The sequence below is a fragment of the Mycobacterium colombiense genome (assembly GCF_001672755.1).
GTDB lineage: Bacteria > Actinomycetota > Actinomycetes > Mycobacteriales > Mycobacteriaceae > Mycobacterium > Mycobacterium colombiense_C.
The window spans coordinates 1-20,632 of the sequence record NZ_LZKI01000154.1; the positions used below are offsets into that span (position 1 = coordinate 1).

At 68.2% G+C, this 20,632-nt stretch carries 17 protein-coding genes and 2 pseudogenes; 16 read left to right on the forward strand and 3 right to left on the reverse strand.

Features of this window, described 5'->3' with window-relative positions:
• The 13 genes from A5708_RS20900 to proB all read left to right on the forward strand — a co-directional run.
• On the forward strand, nucleotides 1-325 hold a 325-nt coding region (locus A5708_RS20900; RefSeq protein WP_196772702.1), incomplete at its 5' end, for a transglycosylase family protein.
• Between the two features lie 115 nt (nucleotides 326-440).
• A complete protein-coding gene (locus A5708_RS20905) occupies nucleotides 441-1,697 on the forward strand; it encodes a saccharopine dehydrogenase family protein (RefSeq protein ID WP_065030454.1) in 1,257 nt (418 codons plus the stop codon).
• A 113-nt stretch (nucleotides 1,698-1,810) separates the two neighbouring features.
• Complete coding sequence (locus tag A5708_RS20910) at nucleotides 1,811-2,410, forward strand: DUF937 domain-containing protein (protein ID WP_065030455.1); 600 nt, start codon at nucleotides 1,811-1,813, stop codon at nucleotides 2,408-2,410.
• Between the two features lie 171 nt (nucleotides 2,411-2,581).
• A complete protein-coding gene (locus A5708_RS20915) occupies nucleotides 2,582-3,187 on the forward strand; it encodes a LysM peptidoglycan-binding domain-containing protein (protein WP_065030456.1) in 606 nt (201 codons plus the stop codon).
• Nucleotides 3,188-3,263: 76 nt separating this feature from the next.
• A complete protein-coding gene (locus A5708_RS20920) occupies nucleotides 3,264-5,921 on the forward strand; it encodes a valine--tRNA ligase (RefSeq protein WP_065030457.1) in 2,658 nt (885 codons plus the stop codon).
• 7 nt (nucleotides 5,922-5,928) lie between these two features.
• Nucleotides 5,929-7,422 (forward strand): bifunctional tetrahydrofolate synthase/dihydrofolate synthase, encoded by a 1,494-nt coding sequence (gene folC / locus A5708_RS20925; RefSeq protein ID WP_065030458.1) that lies wholly within the window; start codon nucleotides 5,929-5,931, stop codon nucleotides 7,420-7,422.
• 74 nt (nucleotides 7,423-7,496) lie between these two features.
• Nucleotides 7,497-7,799, forward strand: coding sequence for a DUF4233 domain-containing protein (locus A5708_RS20930; RefSeq protein WP_081293037.1), 303 nt, complete (start codon nucleotides 7,497-7,499; stop codon nucleotides 7,797-7,799).
• 87 nt (nucleotides 7,800-7,886) lie between these two features.
• Nucleotides 7,887-8,297 carry a nucleoside-diphosphate kinase gene (ndk, locus tag A5708_RS20935; RefSeq protein ID WP_065030459.1) on the forward strand — a complete coding sequence of 137 codons (411 nt, stop codon included), beginning with the start codon at nucleotides 7,887-7,889 and terminating at the stop codon, nucleotides 8,295-8,297.
• A gap of 333 nt (nucleotides 8,298-8,630) precedes the next feature.
• The gene (locus A5708_RS20940; RefSeq protein WP_065030460.1) at nucleotides 8,631-11,480 is read left to right on the forward strand and encodes an Rne/Rng family ribonuclease; all 2,850 of its coding nucleotides are present in this window, start codon (nucleotides 8,631-8,633) and stop codon (nucleotides 11,478-11,480) included.
• A 223-nt stretch (nucleotides 11,481-11,703) separates the two neighbouring features.
• Entirely contained in the window at nucleotides 11,704-12,015 is a 312-nt protein-coding gene (gene rplU, locus A5708_RS20945; RefSeq protein WP_007769829.1) for a 50S ribosomal protein L21, read from the forward strand.
• 15 nt (nucleotides 12,016-12,030) lie between these two features.
• Nucleotides 12,031-12,297 (forward strand): 50S ribosomal protein L27, encoded by a 267-nt coding sequence (gene rpmA / locus A5708_RS20950; RefSeq protein WP_008255217.1) that lies wholly within the window; start codon nucleotides 12,031-12,033, stop codon nucleotides 12,295-12,297.
• A 61-nt stretch (nucleotides 12,298-12,358) separates the two neighbouring features.
• Nucleotides 12,359-13,858, forward strand: coding sequence for a GTPase ObgE (obgE, locus tag A5708_RS20955; RefSeq protein ID WP_065030461.1), 1,500 nt, complete (start codon nucleotides 12,359-12,361; stop codon nucleotides 13,856-13,858).
• A 44-nt stretch (nucleotides 13,859-13,902) separates the two neighbouring features.
• On the forward strand, nucleotides 13,903-15,009 hold the full coding sequence (gene proB / locus A5708_RS20960; RefSeq protein WP_155766111.1) for a glutamate 5-kinase: 1,107 nt from the start codon (nucleotides 13,903-13,905) through the stop codon (nucleotides 15,007-15,009).
• 30 nt (nucleotides 15,010-15,039) lie between these two features.
• On the opposite strand, the gene A5708_RS20965 is transcribed toward proB, so the two are convergent.
• A complete protein-coding gene (locus A5708_RS20965; RefSeq protein WP_065030462.1) occupies nucleotides 15,040-15,690 on the reverse strand; it encodes a TetR/AcrR family transcriptional regulator in 651 nt (216 codons plus the stop codon).
• Between the two features lie 105 nt (nucleotides 15,691-15,795).
• On the opposite strand from A5708_RS20965, the gene A5708_RS20970 reads away from it, so the two are divergent.
• Together A5708_RS20970 and A5708_RS28050 are read left to right on the forward strand one after the other, a co-directional pair.
• A complete protein-coding gene (locus A5708_RS20970; RefSeq protein ID WP_065030463.1) occupies nucleotides 15,796-17,073 on the forward strand; it encodes a cytochrome P450 in 1,278 nt (425 codons plus the stop codon).
• 65 nt (nucleotides 17,074-17,138) lie between these two features.
• A pseudogene (locus tag A5708_RS28050) lies at nucleotides 17,139-17,255 on the forward strand (hypothetical protein); the annotation flags it as partial.
• On the opposite strand, the pseudogene A5708_RS20975 reads toward A5708_RS28050, so the two are convergent.
• Both A5708_RS20975 and A5708_RS20980 read right to left on the reverse strand, forming a co-directional pair.
• A pseudogene (locus A5708_RS20975) lies at nucleotides 17,250-17,918 on the reverse strand (Sir2 family NAD-dependent protein deacetylase); the annotation flags it as partial. The pseudogenes A5708_RS28050 and A5708_RS20975 sit on opposite strands and share 6 nt — an antisense overlap.
• Before the next feature lie 19 nt (nucleotides 17,919-17,937).
• Complete coding sequence (locus tag A5708_RS20980; protein ID WP_065030465.1) at nucleotides 17,938-18,477, reverse strand: cysteine hydrolase family protein; 540 nt, start codon at nucleotides 18,475-18,477, stop codon at nucleotides 17,938-17,940.
• A gap of 59 nt (nucleotides 18,478-18,536) precedes the next feature.
• On the opposite strand from A5708_RS20980, the gene A5708_RS20985 reads away from it, so the two are divergent.
• Entirely contained in the window at nucleotides 18,537-20,579 is a 2,043-nt protein-coding gene (locus A5708_RS20985) for an NAD(+) synthase (RefSeq protein ID WP_065030466.1), read from the forward strand.
• Nucleotides 20,580-20,632: the final 53 nt, after the last annotated feature.

Here is a 20,632-nt window from a genome sequence, read left to right on the forward strand (position 1 = left end):
TCCGGGGCCGCCGGCCCCCGACGCTCCGCCGCCGCCGGCCCCGGATGCGCCGCCGCCCGGCCCGGACGTCCCGCCGCCTCCCGCCCACCGCGCGTACAGCGTGAACTGGGACGCCATCGCGCAGTGCGAGTCGGGTGGCAACTGGGGGATCAGCACCGGTAACGGCTTCTCCGGTGGCCTGCAGTTCACCCCGAGCACCTGGCACGCTAACGGCGGGGCGGGATCCCCCTCCGGCGCGAGCCGCGAGGAGCAGATCCGGGTTGCCGAGAACGTGCTGCACTCGCAGGGCATCGGCGCCTGGCCGGTCTGCGGTCGCCGCGGCTGAGCCGCAGCCGCGATCGACGGCTTCGCCGTCATACATATAAGAAGCGCCGGGCCTCGTGCCCGGCACTTCTTATCTCCAGGGGGTGTGACCCCCGGCGTCGGGTAGCGTCGGGCTCGTGACCGCAACGCCGCGCGAATTCGACATTGTGCTGTATGGAGCGACCGGCTTCGTCGGGAAGCTCACCGCCGAATACCTGGCCGGCTCGGCACCGGACAGGCGGATCGCGCTGGCCGGCAGATCGGCCGACCGGTTGCGCGCCGTCCGCGACACTCTCGGCCAGAGCGCGCAGTCGTGGCCCATCCTCAACGCCGACGCGTCGTCGCCCTCCACGCTCGATGAGATGGCGGCCCGCACCCAGGTCGTCATCACAACGGTCGGGCCCTACACCCGCTACGGATTGCCGCTGGTGGCCGCCTGCGCCGGCGCGGGCACCGACTACGCAGACCTGACCGGCGAGGCGATGTTCGTCCGCGAAAGCATCGACCTGTACCACAAGCAGGCCGCGGACACCGGTGCCCGCATCGTGCACGCGTGCGGATTCGATTCCGTCCCTTCGGACCTCAGCGTGTATGCGCTCTACCGGGCGGCGCGGGACGACGGCGCCGGAGAGCTCGGCGACACCGACCTGGTGGTCCGGTCCTTCTCCGGTGGCGTGTCCGGCGGAACCGTCGCCTCGCTGCTGGAAGTGCTCGATACCGCCTCCCGCGATCCCGACGCCCGCCGCCAGCTCGCCGACCCGTACACGCTGACCACCGACCGCGGTGCGGAACCCGAGATCGGCTCCCAGCCCGATCTGCCCTGGCGCCGCGGTCGTCGGATCGCGCCGGAGCTGACCGGGTTGTGGACGTCGGGCTTCCCGATGGCTCCTTACAACACCCGAATTGTGCGGCGCAGCAACGCATTGCTGGACTGGGCCTACGGAAGGCAGTTGCGGTACAGCGAGAGCATGAGCCTCGGCTCGTCGCCACTGGCTCCGGTGGCGTCCGCGGTGGTGGGCGGGGTCGGCGCCGCCACCTTCGGATTGGGCAGCCGGTATTTCCGGCTGCTGCCACGCAAACTGGTGGAGCGCATCGTGCCCAAACCCGGAACCGGCCCGAGCGAGGCCGCCCGCGAACGCGGCTACTACCGCATCGAGACTTTCACCACCACGACCACCGGCGCCCGCTACGTGGCGCGCATGGAACAGCGCGGCGACCCCGGCTATAAGGCGACGTCGGTATTGCTGGGCGAGTGCGGCCTCGCGCTGGCCGTGGACCGCGACAAGCTGCCGGATCTGCATGGCGTTCTCACCCCCGCGGCCGCGATGGGCGACGCGCTGCTGGACCGGTTCCCCGCCGCGGGCGTGACATTGGAGGTCGAGCGGCTGGGTTAGTGACCCGGTTGCGTTGCACGGCCCGCCGCGAGGGGTGTTGTGCGGGGCCGCATGAGTCTAGTGTCGTATCTGACTTGGCTCAAACATCCAGCAATAGAGGCGGGTGACCCCCGATGGCCGGTCTTGATGATCTGTACGCCCAGATCCCTACATCTGAAATCGCGACGCGTCTCGGCGTGAACGAAGACGAAGTCGTCAGCGCAGTTCACACACTGGTGCCGGTGCTGCTGAGCGGCATACACCAGAACTCGCAGGATCCGGCGGTAGCCGACCGGGTCGAGTCCGCTGCCACGAGTCACGCCGCCCGTGGCCTGCTCGACGCCGGCGGGGACGTCGACCAGGTTGATGCGGCTGATGGCCAGCATGCGATCGCGACGATCTTCGGTGGCAACGATGCCGATCAGGTCGCGTCGGCACTGGCCAGGGGAGGCGCCGGCAATAGCGACATGCTCAAGCAGTTGCTGCCGGTCTTGGTCCCGATCGTGTTGGCATACATCGGAAAACAGCTGAATCAGGGGGGCCGGGGGACGCCGGAAACGGTCCCGCGGACGACGCAGGCCGCTTCGGGTGGTGCCCTGGGCGAAGTTCTGGGCAGCATCCTCGGTGCCGGCTCCGGCGACAAATCCTTTGGCGGCATTCTCGGAAACGTGTTGGGCGGCAAGGGCGGAGCGCTGGGCGACATCCTCGGTGGGTTGCTCGGCGGCAAGAAGTAGCCCGGCGCCGCAAAGATCCACGCGGAGTCTTCATCGGTATTTCCCGGCTGGTTTCGACTGCGTCGAGGGAGGGATGCCCAGGCCCCAATAAAAGATCGAACAGCCCCTAGCGGGTACGAGCAATGTTCGGCCTTGGCGTGGCCGGACTGCGTTGATGAGAGAGGTAATGCTATGTCAGACACGCTTACTGGTGGGCAAAAGCTTGTGCGCGGGGAATCGCTCGCCTCGAACAACGGCGCCTACACCTTGACCCTGGAGGACGACGGCAACCTGGTGCTGGCCTCGCGAGGTCAGGCTTTGTGGTCCACGTCGACCGAGGGCCAAAACGTGGTGCGCGCCGAGGTGCAACCCGACGGCAACTTCGTCCTCTACACGGCGGACAAACCGGTCTGGCATACCGACACCAAGGGCAAGAAGGACGTCAAACTCGTGCTTCAAGACGACCGCAACTTGGTGCTGTATGCCTCCGACGGGCCGGCATGGTCGACGCACACAGAGACCGACAACCCGCCGCCACCCGCACCCGAGGCCGCCGACGAGCCCGCCGCGCAGGCCGAGGATGCCGTCGCCGAAGAGGCCCCAGCCGAGGTCGCTGCAGAGACAGCGGCAGAGCCAGAGCCCGCCGCGCGGACCTACACCGTCGCCTCCGGCGACACCCTGTGGGCGATCGCGGAGCGCTTCTACGGCGACGGCAACCGATACCAGGCGATCGCCGACGCCAGCGGCATCTCCAACCCGGACCTGATTCAGCCCGGCCAAGTGCTCACGATTCCCTGATCACCGCGCAACCGACCCGCCACCTGCGGGTTTGGGCGCTTACATGGAGGTAAACACCGCTCCCTAGAATTGACGGGTGACCGCCAGCCGCAGCCCCGCCACCGACCTACCCAAGTCGTGGGATCCAGCTGCGGCCGAAAGCGCGATCTACCAGAAATGGGTGGACGCGGGCTACTTCACGGCCGACCCCGGCAGCACCAAGCCCGGGTATTCGATTGTGCTGCCGCCGCCGAACGTGACCGGCAGCCTGCACATGGGCCACGCGCTCGAGCACACCATGATGGACGCCCTGACCCGGCGCAAGCGGATGCAGGGTTACGAGGTGCTGTGGCAGCCGGGCATGGACCACGCCGGCATCGCGACGCAGAGCGTGGTGGAAAAGCAACTCGCGGTCGACGGCAAGACCAAAGAGGACTTCGGCCGAGAGCTGTTCATCGAAAAGGTCTGGGACTGGAAGCGCGAGTCCGGGGGCGCCATCGGCGGCCAGATGCGCCGGCTCGGCGACGGCGTGGACTGGAGCCGCGACCGCTTCACCATGGACGAGGGCCTGTCGCGGGCGGTTCGCGCGATCTTCAAGCGGCTCTACGACGCCGGACTGATCTACCGCGCCGAGCGGCTGGTCAACTGGTCGCCCGTGCTGCAGACGGCGATCTCGGACATCGAGGTCGACTATCAAGAGGTTGAAGGCGAGCTGGTGTCGTTCCGCTACGGCTCGATGGACGACGCGCAACCACACATCGTGGTGGCCACCACCCGGATGGAAACGATGCTCGGCGACACCGCGATCGCGGTGCATCCCGACGACGAACGCTACCGGCAGCTGGTCGGCACCACCCTGCCCCACCCGTTCGTGGACCGTCAGCTGCTGGTCGTCGCCGACGAGCACGTCGATCCCGAATTCGGCACCGGCGCCGTCAAAGTCACGCCCGCACACGACCCCAATGACTTCGAGATCGGCCTGCGGCATCAGCTGCCGATGATCTCGATCATGGACACCAAGGGCCGAATCACCGACACCGGAACGCAATTCGACGGCATGGACCGATTTCAGGCCAGGGTCGCGGTGCGCGAGGCGCTGGCGGCCGAGGGTCGCATCGCCGAGGAGAAACGGCCATACCTGCACAGCGTCGGGCACTCCGAGCGCAGCGGCGAGCCGATCGAACCACGCCTTTCCCTGCAGTGGTGGGTCCGGGTGGAATCGCTCGCCAAGGCCGCCGGGGACGCGGTGCGCAACGGGGACACCGTGATTCACCCCGCCAGCCTGGAACCGCGCTGGTTCGCCTGGGTCGACGACATGCACGACTGGTGCATCTCGCGCCAGCTGTGGTGGGGTCACCGAATCCCGATCTGGTACGGCCCCAACGGTGAACAGCGCTGCGTCGGTCCCGACGAGACGCCGCCGGAGGGTTGGGAGCAGGACCCCGACGTGCTGGACACCTGGTTCTCCTCCGGGTTGTGGCCGTTCTCCACGCTGGGCTGGCCCGACAAGACGCCAGAGCTCGAAAAGTTCTATCCCACAAGCGTTCTGGTCACCGGTTATGACATCCTGTTTTTCTGGGTGGCCAGGATGATGATGTTCGGCACCTTCGTCGGTGACGACGAGGCCATCACCCTGGACGGGCGCCGCGGTCCGCAGGTGCCGTTCACCGATGTTTTCCTGCACGGGCTGATCCGCGACGAGTCGGGCCGCAAGATGAGCAAGTCCAAGGGCAACGTCATCGACCCGCTGGACTGGGTGGACGCGTTCGGGGCCGACGCGCTGCGGTTCACGCTGGCCCGCGGCGCCAGCCCCGGCGGCGACCTGGCGGTCGGCGAGGACCACGTCCGCGCGTCGCGCAATTTCTGCACCAAGCTGTTCAACGCCACCCGCTACGCGTTGCTCAACGGCGCGAGGCTGGCCCCGCTGCCGGCGGCGGCCGAGCTCACCGATGCCGACCGATGGATTCTGGGGCGGCTGGAAGAGGTTCGCGCGGAGGTTGATTCGGCGTTCGACAGCTACGAGTTCAGCCGCGCCTGCGAGGCGCTCTACCACTTCGCGTGGGACGAATTCTGTGACTGGTACGTCGAATTGGCCAAGACGCAACTGGCCGAAGGGTTAACGCATACCACGGCCGTGCTGGCGGCCACGCTCGACACCCTGCTGCGGTTGCTGCACCCGGTGATCCCCTTCATCACCGAGGCTCTGTGGCAGGCGGTGACCGGCGACGAGGCCCAGGAATCGCTGGTGATCGCCGACTGGCCGCAGTCGTCCGGGATCAGCCTGGATCAGGTTGCCGCACAGCGAATTACCGATATGCAGAAGCTGGTGACGGAGGTGCGCCGGTTCCGCAGCGATCAGGGCCTGGCGGACCGGCAGAAGGTGCCGGCGCGGATGGCCGGTGTCGACGAATCGGATCTGGGCACTCAGGTGAGCGCGGTGACGTCGCTGGCGTGGCTCACCGCCGCCGGCCCGCAGTTTCGCCCGTCGGCGTCGGTGGAGGTGCGGCTCAGCGGCGGCACCGTCGTCGTCGAGCTCGACACCTCCGGCACCATCGACGTCGCCGCCGAACGTCGCCGGCTGGAAAAGGATCTGGCCGCGGCGCACAAGGAGCTGGCATCGACGACCGCCAAATTGGCCAACGACGAATTCCTGGGCAAGGCCCCGCAGAACGTCGTCGACAAGATCCGCGATCGTCAGCGCCTGGCCCAGGAGGAGACCGAGCGGATCAACGCGCGGCTGGCCGGGCTGCAGTGAGGGTTCGATGACCGAGCCGCCCGACTGGCCGCCGGATCCCGACTGGCCGCAGGACGACCCCGACTGGCCGCGCGACGAGGTTCCCGCCGAGATCCCCGACCCGGTCCCCACCCCGGACGAGATCGCGTCGCTGTTGCAGGTCGAGCACCTGCTGGACCAGCGCTGGCCGGAGACCAAGATCGAGCCGAGCCTGACCCGGATCAGCGCGCTGATGGATCTGCTGGGCTCGCCGCAACTGGCCTACCCGTCGATTCATGTCGCGGGTACCAACGGCAAGACCTCGGTGGCGCGGATGATCGACGCGCTGATCACCGCGTTGCAGCGGCGCGCCGGGCGAACTACCAGCCCGCATCTGCAATCGGCGGTGGAACGCATCTCGATCGACTCCAAGCCGATCACCCCGGCGCAATACGTGGCGACGTATCGCGAGATCGAGCCGTTCGTGCAGATGGTCGACGCGCAGTCGCAGGCGGACGGCGGCCCCGCGATGAGCAAGTTCGAGGTGCTGACCGCGATGGCGTTCGCCGCGTTCGCCGACGCCCCCGTCGACGTCGCCGTGGTCGAGGTGGGCATGGGCGGCCGCTGGGATGCCACCAACGTGATCAACGCCCCCGTCGCGGTCATCACCCCGATCTCCATCGACCACGTCGAATACCTGGGCGACGATCTCGCCGCCATCGCGGGGGAGAAGGCCGGCATCATCACCCGGGCGCCGGAGGGCGCACCCGATACCGTCGCGGTCATCGGGCGTCAGGCCCCCGAGGCGATGGAGGTGCTGTTGACCCAGACGGTGCAAGCCGACGCCGCGGTGGCCCGCGAGGACTCCGAGTTCGCCGTCCTGGGCCGTCAGGTCGCGATCGGCGGGCAGGTGCTGCAGCTGCAGGGCCTGGGCGGGGTGTATTCCGATGTCTACCTGCCGCTGCACGGCGAACACCAGGCGCACAACGCCGCGCTGGCCCTCGCGGCCGTCGAGGCGTTCTTCGGCGCCGGTGCGCAGCGTCAACTCGACGTCGAGGCGGTGCGCGCCGGCTTCGCCGCCGTCGCCAGCCCCGGCCGGCTGGAGCGGATGCGCAGCGCACCCACGGTGTTCCTCGACGCCGCGCACAATCCCGCCGGTGCGGCCGCGCTGGCGCAGACCCTGGCCGACGAATTCGACTTCCGCTATCTCGTCGGGGTGCTCAGCGTGCTCGCGGACAAGGACGTCGACGGCATCCTGGCCGCCCTGCAACCGGTGTTCGACGCTGTCGTGGTGACCCACAACGGATCGCCGCGCGCCCTCGACGTCGAGTCGCTGGCCCTGGCGGCGCGCGAGCGGTTCGGGCCCGACCGGGTGAGTACCGCCGAAAACCTGCGCGACGCCATCGACGTCGCGACCGCACTGGTCGACGACGCCGCGGTGGACGGACCGGCCGAAGCGTTCTCCGGCACCGGCATCGTCATCACCGGGTCGGTGGTGACCGCCGGGGCGGCGCGGACCCTGTTCGGTCGTGATCCGCAGTGACGGACGTGCCCGAGAACCCCGAGGAGCCAGCCCCGACGCCGCCGGCCGACCCGTGGCGCAGCTTCGGCGCGGTGATGGCCCTGACGCTGTTTCTGGAAGCGATCGTGGTGTTGCTGGCGATCCCGGTGGTGGGCGCGGTCGGCGGCGGTCTGACGACGGCGTCGCTGGTGTACCTGATCGGGCTGGCTGCGCTGCTGATCCTGATGGCCGGGGTGCAGCGCAAACCCTGGGCGATCTGGGCCAACCTCGGCTTGCAGGTGATCCTGCTCGCCGGCTTCGTCGTTTACCCGGGGGTGGGTTTCATCGGCGTGCTGTTCACCGGCCTGTGGGGTCTGATCGCCTACTTCCGGGCCGAGGTCCGGCGCAGGCAGCAATAGGCCGGCGGCAGGCGCGGAAAACCAGCCGAGCAGGGCCCGGCCGCCGTCGCCCAGCCCCGTGCCGCCCGGTTATGTACGCTGTCCGCCGTGACCGAACGGACATTGGTACTGATCAAGCCCGACGGCGTGCAGCGGCAGCTGGTGGGGGAGATCATCGGCCGCATCGAGCGCAAGGGCCTTTCCATCGCTGCGCTGGAGCTGCGGGCCGTCGGCCGCGACCTCGCTACCCAGCATTACGCGGAACACGACGGCAAGCCCTTCTTCGAGTCGCTGCTGGAGTTCATCACGTCGGGACCGGTGGTGGCGGCCATCGTGGAGGGGCCGCGGGCGATCGCGGCGTTTCGGCAGCTCGCGGGTGGTACCGACCCGGTGGAGAAGGCGATCCCGGGCACGATCCGCGGCGATTTCGGGCTGGAGACCCAGTTCAATCTGGTGCACGGGTCGGATTCGGTGGAGTCCGCGAAGCGCGAAATCGCGCTCTGGTTTCCCAGCGCCTAGAGCTGCGGGGACCCGGTCCGGGGCGACTTTGCTGAGGCGGTCTGCGTCAGGTGTGGCCGGGTCGGCCACGTGATGTGGGATACTGGTCTCGGGTGAACGTCGCCGGACCGGCGTCAGACACCCGAATGAAGACTTAGACAAGCGCGACCATAGCCCCGTCGCCTTGGTTCGCTGCATGTCAGGCCGTCATTCAGCACGGCGCCGAGTGGGTCTGCGATCCTGGGCCGCTCGGGGCGAGACCATTACAAGCCCGGGAGAAGTGGCCCGGGCCCATAGCGAAGCCCTCGCGTGGCCGCGTCGCAACAGACGCGCCCGGGGGCTTGAGGAGAATACGTGGTAGACGGTGCACCGACTGCAGACCCATCAGAAGAATCGACCCGGCCGGAGGAACTGCCGGACCGCTTGAGAGTTCATTCGCTGGCCCGAACGCTGGGAACCACCAGCAAGCGGGTGCTGGACGCACTGAGCGAGCTGGACGGGCGGATCCGTAGCGCACATTCCACCGTGGACCGTGACGACGCGGTCCGGGTGCGCGACCTGCTGGCGTCCGCGCAGCCCTCGGCGAGCGCTGAGGACGAGGACAGCGCAGCGGCGGCCGGCGGCGCCCAGGCCGACGAACCCGAATCGCGGCTGTTGCTCGAGACCCCGGACAACGCCGCCGAGCGCCCGCATTACATGCCGCTGTTCGTCGCGCCGCAGCCGATCGATGCCCGCGAGGAGGAGGCCGGCGCCGACACCGACGATTCCGACACCGACGATTCCGACAGCGACGACGACGAGCAGTCCGACCGGCCTTCGAACCGGCGGCGGCGGCGCGGCCGTCGCGGCCGTGGCCGCGGGCGTGGTGAGCAGGGCGGATCCGACGGCCAGGGAGACGACGGTGACGACGACGAGGGGCAACCGCGAGGCAAGAAGGGCGGTCAAGCCGACTCCGAGGACTCCGACGGCCAGGATTCCGACGATTCCGACGACTCCGACGATTCCGACAACGGTGACGACGGCTCGGCGGACGGTGGCAACCGCCGCCGTCGGCGGCGCCGGCGGCGCAAATCGGGATCGGGCGACGACAACGACGAGAGCTCGTCGCCGGACGACCCGCCCAACACCGTGGTGCACGAGCGGTCGCCCCGCAGCGGCAAGGGCGGCGGAGATGACTCCGGCGGCTCGAACAACGAGATCAAGGGCATCAACGGCTCCACCCGGCTGGAGGCCAAGCGGCAGCGCCGCCGGGACGGCCGCGACGCCGGCCGGCGCCGCCCCCCCGTGCTGACCGAGGCCGAATTCCTGGCCCGCCGGGAGGCCGTCGAGCGGATGATGGTCGTGCGCGACCGGGTCCGCACCGAACAGCCCCACCAGGGGTCGCGCTACACCCAGATCGCGGTGCTCGAGGACGGCATCGTGGTCGAGCACTTCGTCACGTCGGCCGCGTCGGCCTCCCTGGTGGGCAACATCTACCTGGGCATCGTGCAGAACGTGCTGCCGTCGATGGAGGCGGCGTTCGTCGACATCGGCCGCGGCCGCAACGGTGTGCTCTACGCCGGCGAGGTCAACTGGGAAGCCGCCGGGCTCGGCGGGTCCGACCGCAGGATCGAACAAGCGCTCAAGCCCGGCGACTATGTTGTCGTCCAGGTCAGCAAGGACCCGGTCGGGCACAAGGGCGCCCGGCTGACCACGCAGGTGTCGCTGGCGGGCCGCTACCTGGTCTACGTGCCGGGGGCGTCGTCGACCGGGATCAGCCGCAAGCTGCCCGACACCGAGCGTCAGCGGCTCAAGGAGATCCTGCGCGAAGTCGTGCCGTCCGACGCCGGGGTGATCATCCGGACCGCGTCCGAGGGCGTCAAGGAAGAGGACATCCGCAGCGACGTCACCCGCCTGCAGGAGCGCTGGAAGCAGATCGAGGCCAAGGCGATCGAGACCAAGGAAAAGGCCGCCGGCGCCGCGGTCGCCCTCTACGAAGAGCCTGACGTGCTGGTCAAGGTGATCCGCGACCTGTTCAACGAGGACTTCGCCGGCCTCATCGTCTCCGGTGACGAGGCCTGGACCACAATCAACGACTACGTGAATTCCGTTGCCCCCGACCTGGTTTCGAAGCTGACCAAGTACGAGGCGCCCGCCGGGCCGGACGGCCAGGCCGGGCCGGACGTGTTCGCGGTGCACCGCATCGACGAGCAGCTGGCCAAGGCGATGGAGCGCAAGGTGTGGCTGCCGTCGGGCGGCACGCTGGTGATCGACCGGACCGAGGCCATGACGGTGGTCGACGTCAATACGGGCAAGTTCACCGGGTCCGGGGGCAACCTCGAGCAGACGGTCACCAAGAACAACCTCGAGGCGGCCGAGGAGATCGTGCGCCAGCTGCGGCTGCGCGACATCGGCGGCATCGTGGTCATCGACTTCATCGACATGGTGCTGGAGTCCAACCGCGATCTGGTGCTCCGCCGGCTGACCGAGGCGCTGGCCCGCGACCGCACCCGCCATCAGGTGTCCGAGGTGACATCGCTCGGTTTGGTCCAGCTGACCCGCAAGCGGCTGGGCACCGGCCTCATCGAAGCCTTCTCGACGTCGTGCTCGAACTGTGGTGGGCGCGGCATCCTGCTGCACACCGACCCGGTGGATTCGGCCCCGTCGAACGGGCGCAAGTCCGAATCCGGTGGGGGTGGCCGTCGGGGCAGGCGTAAGAAAACCAAGACCGAAGAGCAGGTGGTGGCCAAGGTGCCCACCCACGCTCCCGGCGAGCACCCGATGTTCAAGGCGATGGCCGCCGGCTCCTCCACGCAGTCCGAGGACGACGAGTCCGACGAGACCACCGAAGAAACCACCGACGACCTCGATCAGGAGAAGGTGGGACGCGCAGGCGGCGTCGAGGACACCGAGGACTACGACGACGACGAAGATTCGGATGACGATTCGGACGACGAGGACTCGGACGACGACGATTCGGACGATGACGACGACATCGACGACGACGACGACGATGACGAGGACGACATCGACGACGAAGAGGACCTCGGCGACGATGACGAGGACCTCGAGCTCGACGACGACGATCTGGACACCGAGGACGACGATTCGGACGACACCGATGCCGGGCAGGCCTCCGCCGGGGCCGGCCAGGCCGTCTCGGGACGCCCGCGGCGCCGGCGCGCTGCGGGCAGGCCGGCCGGACCGCCGATCCACGCGGACTGACCCGGGCTGATGCCGAAGGCGCGGTCGTGTCCGGTTTGACCCTGTAGCCGCTGGTCACGTACCCTTGGACAGTTGTCGTCAGGCCGGGTGACTAAACTTTGGCCGGCGGCAGCGGGACTCCCGGGGAATCGGCGCAGGCCCGCAACCCAGACCCACCACGCGCACCGCGGCTGGTTCGCGCGCGACGCGCAGAGCAGCGGCTAGTAGAAGGAGCAGAGCGACGATGGCGACCTACGCAATCGTGAAGACGGGCGGCAAGCAGTACAAGGTCGCCGTCGGGGACGTGGTCAAGGTCGAGAAGCTCGAATCCGAGCCCGGCTCCAATGTGTCGCTGCCGGTCGCCCTGGTGGTGGACGGCGCCAAGGTGACCACCGACGCGGCCGCGCTGGCCAAGGTCGCGGTCACCGGCGAGGTGCTCGAGCACACCAAGGGCCCCAAGATCCGTATCCACAAGTTCAGGAACAAGACCGGCTACCACAAGCGTCAGGGGCACCGTCAGCAGCTGACGGTCCTGAAGGTCACCGGAATCAAGTAGCGAAGGCGACAGAACATGGCACACAAGAAGGGCGCTTCCAGCTCGCGCAACGGTCGCGATTCCGCCGCGCAGCGGCTGGGCGTGAAGCGATTCGGCGGCCAGGTCGTCAAGGCGGGCGAGATCATCGTTCGGCAGCGCGGCACCAAGTTCCACCCGGGCGTGGGTGTTGGGCGCGGCGGGGACGACACGCTGTTCGCCAAGGAGGCCGGCGCCGTCGAGTTCGGCATCAAGCGCGGCCGCAAGACCGTCAACATCGTGGCGGCCGGACAAGCCACCGACTGACCCGTGTTTCCGGGCCCAGCCCGGTGATTTCGGCGCCCGGTGGTAGGTGAGAGGATTCACGATGCCTCGGTTCGTCGACCGCGTCGTCATCCATGCACGCGCCGGTGCCGGGGGTAACGGCTGCGCCTCGGTCCATCGCGAGAAGTTCAAGCCGCTCGGCGGCCCCGACGGTGGCAACGGCGGTCGCGGCGGCAGCATTGTCTTCGTCGTCGATCCGCAGGTGCACACCCTGCTCGACTTCCATTTCCATCCGCACGTCACCGCGCCCTCGGGAAAACAGGGGATGGGCAACAATCGCGACGGCGCCGCCGGCGCGGACCTGGAGGTCAAGGTGCCCGACGGCACCGTCGTGCTCGACGAGAACGGTCGGCTGCTGGCCGACCTGGTCGGCGCGGGCACCCGCTTTGAAGCCGCCGCGGGCGGACGCGGCGGGCTGGGCAACGCCGCCCTCGCATCCCGAGCACGCAAGGCCCCCGGCTTCGCGCTGCTGGGCGAACAGGGCCAGACCCGCGACCTGACCCTGGAGCTCAAGACCGTCGCCGACGCCGGCCTGATCGGTTTCCCCTCGGCCGGCAAATCGTCGCTGGTGTCGACGATCTCGGCCGCCAAGCCCAAGATCGCCGACTACCCGTTCACCACGCTGGTTCCCAACCTCGGCGTGGTGTCGGCGGGGGAGCACACCTTCACCGTCGCCGACGTGCCCGGCCTGATCCCGGGCGCGTCCGAGGGCCGCGGCCTGGGCCTGGATTTCCTCCGGCACATCGAGCGATGCGCCGTGCTGGTGCACGTCGTCGACTGCGCCACCGCGGAACCCGGGCGCGACCCGATCTCCGACATCGACGCGCTGGAGGCCGAACTCGCCGCGTATACGCCCACCCTGCAAGGGGATGCGACGTTGGGTGATCTGACCGAGCGGCCCCGCGCGGTGGTGCTCAACAAGATCGACGTGCCTGAGGCGCGCGAGCTCGCCGATTTCGTCCGTGACGAGATCGCAGAGCGCGGCTGGCCGGTGTTCCTGGTGTCGACGGTCGCGCGAGACGGCTTGCAGCCGTTGATCTTCGGGTTGTGGAAGATGATCTCGGAGTACAAGGCCGCCCAGCCGGAGATCGTGCCGCGCCGTCCGGTGATCCGTCCGGTTCCCGTCGACGACAGCGGGTTCAGCGTCGAGCCCGATCCTCGCCAGCCGGGCGCCTTCGTGGTCAGCGGCGCGCGCCCCGAGCGGTGGATCCGCCAGACCAACTTCGACAACGACGAGGCCGTCGGATACCTCGCCGACCGGCTGGCGCGCCTCGGTGTCGAAGAGGAATTGCTGAAGCTGGGTGCGCGGCCGGGCTGCGAAGTGACTATCGGGGACATGACGTTCGATTGGGAGCCGCAAACGCCTGCCGGACAACAGGTTGCGCTGTCGGGACGCGGAACCGACGCGCGGTTGGAGCGCACCGAGCGCGTCGGCGCCGCCGAACGCAAGGCCGCCCGGCGCCAGCGCCGCGCCGGCGACGATGCAGAGCGCAGCGATGCTGAGGAGCGGCGCAGAACCACAGAACACGGTGAGGAGTGGTGACCGCCAGCGACGATGCAGAGCGGGGCGATGAGGAGAAGCGAGACATCGTGACCGCCCACCGCGACGTCATCCGCAGTGCGCGCAGCCTGGTCGTCAAGGTGGGGACCAACGCGCTGACCACACCGGCGGGAGTGTTCGACGCCGGCCGGCTGGCCGGACTGGTCGATGCGATCGAGGCGCGGATGAAGGCGGGTACCGACGTCGTCATCGTGTCGTCGGGAGCCATCGCCGCCGGCATCGAGCCGCTCGGATTGTCCCGTCGTCCCAGGGATTTGGCGACGAAGCAGGCCGCGGCCAGCGTCGGTCAGGTGGCGCTGGTGAACTCGTGGAGCGCCGCGTTCGCACGCTACGGCCGCACGGTCGGGCAGGTGCTGCTGAGCGCGCACGACATCTCGATGCGGGCCCAGCACACCAACGCCCAGCGCACGCTGGATCGGCTGCGCGCACTGCACGCGGTCGCGATCGTCAACGAGAACGACACCGTGGCCACCAACGAGATCCGGTTCGGCGACAACGACCGGCTCTCGGCGCTGGTGGCCCACCTGGTCGGCGCCGAGGCGTTGGTGTTGCTGTCCGACATCGACGGGCTCTACGACTCGGATCCGCGAAAGACCGACGGCGCCAGGTTCATCTCGGAGGTGTCGGGCTCCGCGGATCTGATCGGTGTAATCGCCGGGCCGGGAAGTGATTTGGGTACCGGCGGGATGACCTCGAAGATGTCGTCGGCGCTGCTGGCCGCGGACGCCGGTGTGCCGGTGCTGCTGGCCGCCGCGGCCGACGCCGCGACCGCGCTCACCGACGCCTCGGTCGGCACGGTGTTCGCCGCGCGCCCGGCACGAATGTCGGCGCGGCGGTTCTGGGTGCGTTACGCCGCCGAGGCGGCCGGCCAGCTGACCCTGGACGAGGGCGCGGTGCGCGCGGTGGTGCGGCAGCGTCGCTCGCTGCTGCCCGCCGGAATCACCGCGGTGGCCGGGCGGTTCTACGCCGGCGACGTCGTCGAATTGCGCGACCCGGATGCGGCGATGGTGGCCCGGGGCGTGGTCGCCTACGACGCGACCGAACTGTCCACCATGATGGGCCGCTCAACCTCTGAGCTGCCGGGCGAGTTGCGCCGGCCCGCGGTGCACGCCGACGACCTGGTGGCGGTGTAGCAACGCGTCAGCCCGTGCCGGGCGGTCGGGTCAGCGCCTCGACGTTGGCTTGAGATACAATGCGCCCCAAGCGATTTCGGCCAAAGTCTCGGCCAGCTCGGCATCGTAGTCGGGCGGTTTTACCGGCAGGTTCTGCTGGCAGGCTCGCTCGACCATCCAGGTCAGCGCGCTGGCGGTGGTCAGCGGGGCCAGCTCGGGGCGGATCGAGCCGTCGGCCTGGCCGGCCTCGATGACCTGGGTGAATTGCTCGGAGATGCCGGTCAGCAGTTCGCGATACGTTTGCGCCGTCAGCGGGTCGTAGGCGGCCATCTCGTTGAGCGCGACCAGCACCGCCTGATGCCGCCGGTAGGTGGCGATGATGCGGCTCATCGCGGTGCGCACGTCGTCCGGGTCGTGCCGGCCGGCCACGCTCCACCAACTCTGTGCGCTGTCGGTCAGGTCGCCGAACACCTGGCCCGCGAGCCGTCGCAGCAGATGACCCTTGTCCTCGAAGTAGATGTAGAAGCTGGCCCGGGAGATGCCGGCCTCGCCGGAGAGCCGATCCACGCTCAGTTCGGTGAAGCTCGCGCCATCGCGCATCAGCCGCTCGGTGGCGTCCAGCAGGCGGCGCTCCATCTGCTCGCGGCGCTGCTCGCGCCCCAGGCTCCGGTGGCCCTGCGGCTTGCGGGTGAGCGACGGCATGCGCCGAGCATAACCGAAGAATCGACATATTGACTAGACACAGTGTCTAGGCATATCGTCACGGGGAGTTTTGTGACCGGGGTCATACGAGAGGAAGGATCACCGATGGCCGTGATGACGGGGAAGTCTGGGACCCACAGGTCCGGTCGTGCCTACGACGAGATCGATCTGTCCTCGCGGGCGTTCTGGTCCACCACCGCCGCGGATCGGGAACGCTCGTTCGCCGTGCTGCGCGCCGAGCGCCCGGTGAGCTGGCATCCACCCGTCGAAGACTCGCTGATGCCCGATCCCACCGACCCGGGCTTCTGGGCGGTCACCCGGCGCTCCGACATCGTCGCGGTCAGCCGCAACAACGACGTCTTCCTGTCCGGCCAGGGCGTGATGTTCGAGAGCATCCCGGTGGAACTGCTCGAGGCGTCGCAGTCGTTCCTCGCGATGGACCCGCCGCGACACACCAAGCTGCGCAAGCTCGCTCACGCCGCCTTCACCCCGAGGCAGGTCCGGCGCATCGAAGACTCGATCAAGGCCAACGCCAAGACGATCGTCGAGGAACTGCGGGCCGCCGGCAGCGGCGCCGATTTCGTCGACCACTGCGCCAAGGAACTACCCATCCGCACCCTGTCGGACATGGTCGGTATTCCGGAATCCGAGCGCCAACAGGTGGCTCACGCAGTCGACGCTCTGGTGTCCTGGGCCGATCCCGTCTACCTGAACGGCCGCCACCCGCTGGAAGTCTTATTGGAGAATCAGACGTACCTGCACCACGTCGCCGCGATGCTGGCCGCCGCGCGCCGCGAGCACCCCGGCGATGACCTGTTCAGCAGCCTGGTGACAGCCGAGGTGGACGGCGACAGGCTAACTGACGCGGAGGTGGCGGCGTTCTTCGTCCTGCTCTCCGTGGCGGGAAACGACACCACCCGGCAGACCATCAGTCACGCGATGAAGGCCCTCACCGATTTCCCAGACCAAAAGGCTTGGCTGCTTGAGGATTTCGAGAACAGGATCGGGACTGCCATCGAGGAATTCATCCGCTGGGCGACGCCGGTCATGACCTTCCGACGCACGGCCGCAACCGATACCGAGCTGGGCGGCCAACGAATCGCGGCGGGGGAGAAGGTGGTCATGTTCTATTCGTCCGGCAACTGGGACACCGAAGCATTCGAACATCCGGAGCGCTTCGATCTGAGCCGCGACCCGAACCCTCACCTCGGTTTGGGCGGTGGCGGGGTGCACTTCTGCCTGGGCGCCAACGTGGCCCGCGCGCAATTGCGCGCCATCTTCGGCGAACTGTTCCGGCAGGTCCCGGACATGCAGGTGGGCGAGCCGGCCTACGTCGCGGGCAATTTTATCCATGCCATCGGCAGCATGCCGTGCACCTTCTAATGCGTTGGCAGGGGCGCTAACTCGTCGGCGAGCAGAGCCAGCAACTCCGAGCAGCCGCCGTCGACCTTGACGGTGGCCAGGTCGTCGCCGCGGGTAGGGCCACGGTTGACGATGGCCACCGGGATGCCCAGCGCGGCGGCGTGCCGCACAAACCGGTAGCCGGAGAACACGGTCAGCGATGAGCCCGCGGCCAGCAGCACGTCCGCCCGCTCGACCCACCTGTAAGCCTCCGCCACAATGTCTTTGGCGACGCTTTCGCCGAAATAGACGATGTCCGGCTTGAGCATGCCGCCGCACCGCTCGCAATCCAGGTAGCGGAACGACGCGGTATCGGCGACGACCGCGTCGGCATCCGGAGCCACCGCCAGCCCACCGACCGCTTCGGCGCGCTCGATGAAGCCGGGGTTGAGCGCCTCGAGCAGCTCGCCCAGTGCGGCGCGCGTCATGGTGGATCCACAGTTCAGGCAAACCACCTGCGCGTAGGTGCCGTGCAGATTGATGACGTTGCGGCTGCCGGCCTTGGTGTGCAGCAGGTCGACGTTCTGGGTGATCACGCCGGTGACCACCGACGCGTCCTCGAGCGCGGCGAGTGCGCGGTGCCCGGCGTTGGGCAACGTGTCGTCCATGTGCCGCCAGCCGACGTGGTTGCGTGCCCAATACCGCTGCCGAAACGCCGGATCGGTGGTGAACTGGCGGATCGTCATGGGATTGCTCGGCGGTGAGTCCGGCCCGCGATAGTCGGGAATGCCCGAATCGGTGGAGATGCCCGCACCGGTCAGCACCGCGATCCGGCGACCGGCCAGCAGCGTGACCAGTTCGGGCGATTCTGCGCAGCCGACGGTCACCTCACCCAGAATAGGAGATTCAGCCCAGGCAGTCGGCCGCGGTCGTGAGCTCGGCGGACATATTCTGCTGCATCATCTTGCACGCCGCCTCGCCCAGGTCGGCGTCGATGTGTGCGACGGCATCGGTCGGGATCACCACCGGGAAGTGCCGGACGTACGCATCCAGGGCGGTGTAGAGGATGCATTGCTCGGTGACCTGACCCGTGATGATCAGCCGCTTGGTGTCCAGCCGGTTGAGCAGATACGCCAGCGGCGTCGCATAAAACGCGCTGTGCCTGACCTTCGTCATCACGCGGCACTGTTCGGTCGGGAGGATCGGCTTGACCAGATCTGGCCGGTTCCCATCGCATGCAGCGCCCACGATGTCGGAGAACTCCGCGGTGAAGTCGCCGTAATTGTCGTTGACATAGACCAGGTCGACGTCGTCGGATTCGCGTGCCCGCCGAAGCAAATCGGTCAAAGGCTCAATGCTCTTCTCGACATTGGGTATTAAATTCTCAGCGTCGGGGTGCTGATAGGTGTTCATCATGTCGACCACCAAGACAGCGGTGTCACTCATGCCGTCCGGGATACCCGGCGGCTAGCGGTTGACACTCATGGGACGACAATGGAAGGGCGATGGACTTTTACAACGCTTATAGCCAGGGCTTTGCCCGCGTCGCCGCTTGCACGCACCAGACCGTCATCGGTGACCCGGCCGCGAATGCCGAATCGGTGCTGCGGATGGCCAGGGAGTGCCACGACGATGCCGTCGCGCTGGCCGTCTTCCCCGAGCTGACGCTGTCCGGGTACTCCATCGAAGACATCGTGTTGCAGGACCTGCTGCTCGACGATGTCGAGAAGGCCGTCGCGGAGATCGTCGCGGCCTCGGCCGAATTGCTGCCGGTCCTGGTCGTCGGAGCCCCGCTACGCCATCGGCACCGGATCTACAACGCCGCCGTGATCATCCATCGCGGCGCGGTGCTCGGGGTGGCGCCGAAGTCGTACCTGCCCACGTATCGGGAGTTCTACGAACGTCGCCAGATCGCACCCGGAGACGACGAGCGCGGCACCATCCGCGTCGCGGGCGCCGAGGTGCCGTTCGGTCCCGACCTGCTCTTCGAGGCCTCCGACGTCCCCGGCCTGGTGCTGCACGTGGAAATCTGCGAGGACATGTTCGTGCCGATCCCGCCCAGCGCCGAAGCCGCGCTGGCGGGTGCGACGGTGCTGGCCAATCTGTCCGGCAGTCCGATCACGATCGGCCGCGCCGAGGACCGCTGCCTGCTGGCCCGTTCGGCCTCGTCGCGTTGCCTGGCTGCCTACGTGTATTCGGCTGCCGGGGAGGGCGAATCGACGACCGACCTGGCCTGGGACGGTCAGACCATGGTGTTCGAGAACGGCGTGATGCTGGCCCAGTCCGAGCGATTCCCCAAAGGCGGGCGACTCAGCATCGCCGACATCGACATCGAATTGCTTCGCTCGGAACGGCTCCGGATGGGCACCTTCGACGACAACCGCCGCCACCACCGGACGACGACGGACACCTACCGGCGCATCGAGTTCCGGCTGGACCCCCCGGGCGGCGACATCGGGCTGCGGCGCGATGTCGAGCGTTTTCCGTTCGTCCCCGCCGATCCGCAACGGCTGGAACAGGATTGCTTCGAGGGCTACAACATCCAGGTCGCCGGTCTCGAACAGCGGCTGCGCGCATTGGACTTCCCGAAAATCGTCATCGGGATCTCCGGCGGACTGGATTCGACGCACGCCCTGATCGTCGCCGCCCGCGCGATGGATCGCGAACAACGGCCGCGCAGTGACATTCTGGCGTTCACGCTGCCTGGTTTCGCGACCGGCGAGCACACCAAACGCAACGCGGCCGAACTGTGCCGCACGCTGGGTGTGACGTTCTCCGAGATCGACATCCGCGAGACCGCAGGGGTGATGCTCAAGGAGATAGACCACCCGTTCGCCCGGGGCGAGAAGGTGTACGACGTCACCTTCGAAAACGTCCAGGCCGGTTTGCGCACCGACTACCTGTTCCGGCTGGCCAACCAGCGCGGGGGCATTGTGCTGGGCACCGGCGACCTGTCCGAGCTCGGGCTGGGCTGGTCGACATACGGTGTCGGCGACCAGATGTCGCACTACAACGTCAACGGCGGCGTGCCCAAGACGCTGATCCAGCACCTCATCCGTTGGGTGATCTCGTCGGAACAGTTCGAGCCGGAGGTCAGCGAGGTGCTGCAGTCGGTGCTCGACACCGAGATCACCCCCGAGCTGGTTCCCAGCGGCGAGGAGGAGGAGTTGCAGAGCAGCGAGGCGAAAGTGGGCCCGTTTGCGCTGCAAGACTTTTCGCTGTTCCACGTGCTGCGCTTCGGATTTCGGCCGTCCAAGATCGCCTTCCTGGCCTGGCATGCGTGGAGCGATCCCGAGCACGGCATCTGGCCGCCCGGTTTCCCCGAGGACAAACGGCCGTCCTACTCGCTGAAGGAAATTCGGCACTGGCTGCAGGTTTTCGTGCAGCGGTTCTACTCGTTCAGCCAGTTCAAGCGGTCGGCCCTGCCCAATGGGCCCAAGGTGTCGCACGGTGGTTCCCTGTCGCCGCGGGGGGATTGGCGCGCGCCGTCCGATATGTCGGCGCGCATCTGGCTCGACGAGATCGACCGCGAGGTCCCCGAGGACTAGCCGCGCACTCATAGGCCCGCCCGGGGGATCCGAGCGGGCCCTGAGCGTTCGGC

Excerpts from the sequence above, each read along its gene's own strand:
- A5708_RS20910 (WP_065030455.1), top strand. The coding sequence starts at position 1,811 with ATGGCCGGTCTTGATGATCTGTACGCCCAGATCCCTACATCTGAAATC.
- A5708_RS20915 (WP_065030456.1), top strand. The coding sequence starts at position 2,582 with ATGTCAGACACGCTTACTGGTGGGCAAAAGCTTGTGCGCGGGGAATCG.
- folC (WP_065030458.1), top strand. The coding sequence starts at position 5,929 with ATGACCGAGCCGCCCGACTGGCCGCCGGATCCCGACTGGCCGCAGGAC.
- A5708_RS20930 (WP_081293037.1), top strand. The coding sequence starts at position 7,497 with ATGGCCCTGACGCTGTTTCTGGAAGCGATCGTGGTGTTGCTGGCGATC.
- rplU (WP_007769829.1), top strand. The coding sequence starts at position 11,704 with ATGGCGACCTACGCAATCGTGAAGACGGGCGGCAAGCAGTACAAGGTC.
- rpmA (WP_008255217.1), top strand. The coding sequence starts at position 12,031 with ATGGCACACAAGAAGGGCGCTTCCAGCTCGCGCAACGGTCGCGATTCC.
- obgE (WP_065030461.1), top strand. The coding sequence starts at position 12,359 with ATGCCTCGGTTCGTCGACCGCGTCGTCATCCATGCACGCGCCGGTGCC.
- A5708_RS20965 (WP_065030462.1), bottom strand. The coding sequence starts at position 15,690 with ATGCCGTCGCTCACCCGCAAGCCGCAGGGCCACCGGAGCCTGGGGCGC.
- A5708_RS20970 (WP_065030463.1), top strand. The coding sequence starts at position 15,796 with ATGGCCGTGATGACGGGGAAGTCTGGGACCCACAGGTCCGGTCGTGCC.
- A5708_RS20980 (WP_065030465.1), bottom strand. The coding sequence starts at position 18,477 with ATGAGTGACACCGCTGTCTTGGTGGTCGACATGATGAACACCTATCAG.
- A5708_RS20985 (WP_065030466.1), top strand. The coding sequence starts at position 18,537 with ATGGACTTTTACAACGCTTATAGCCAGGGCTTTGCCCGCGTCGCCGCT.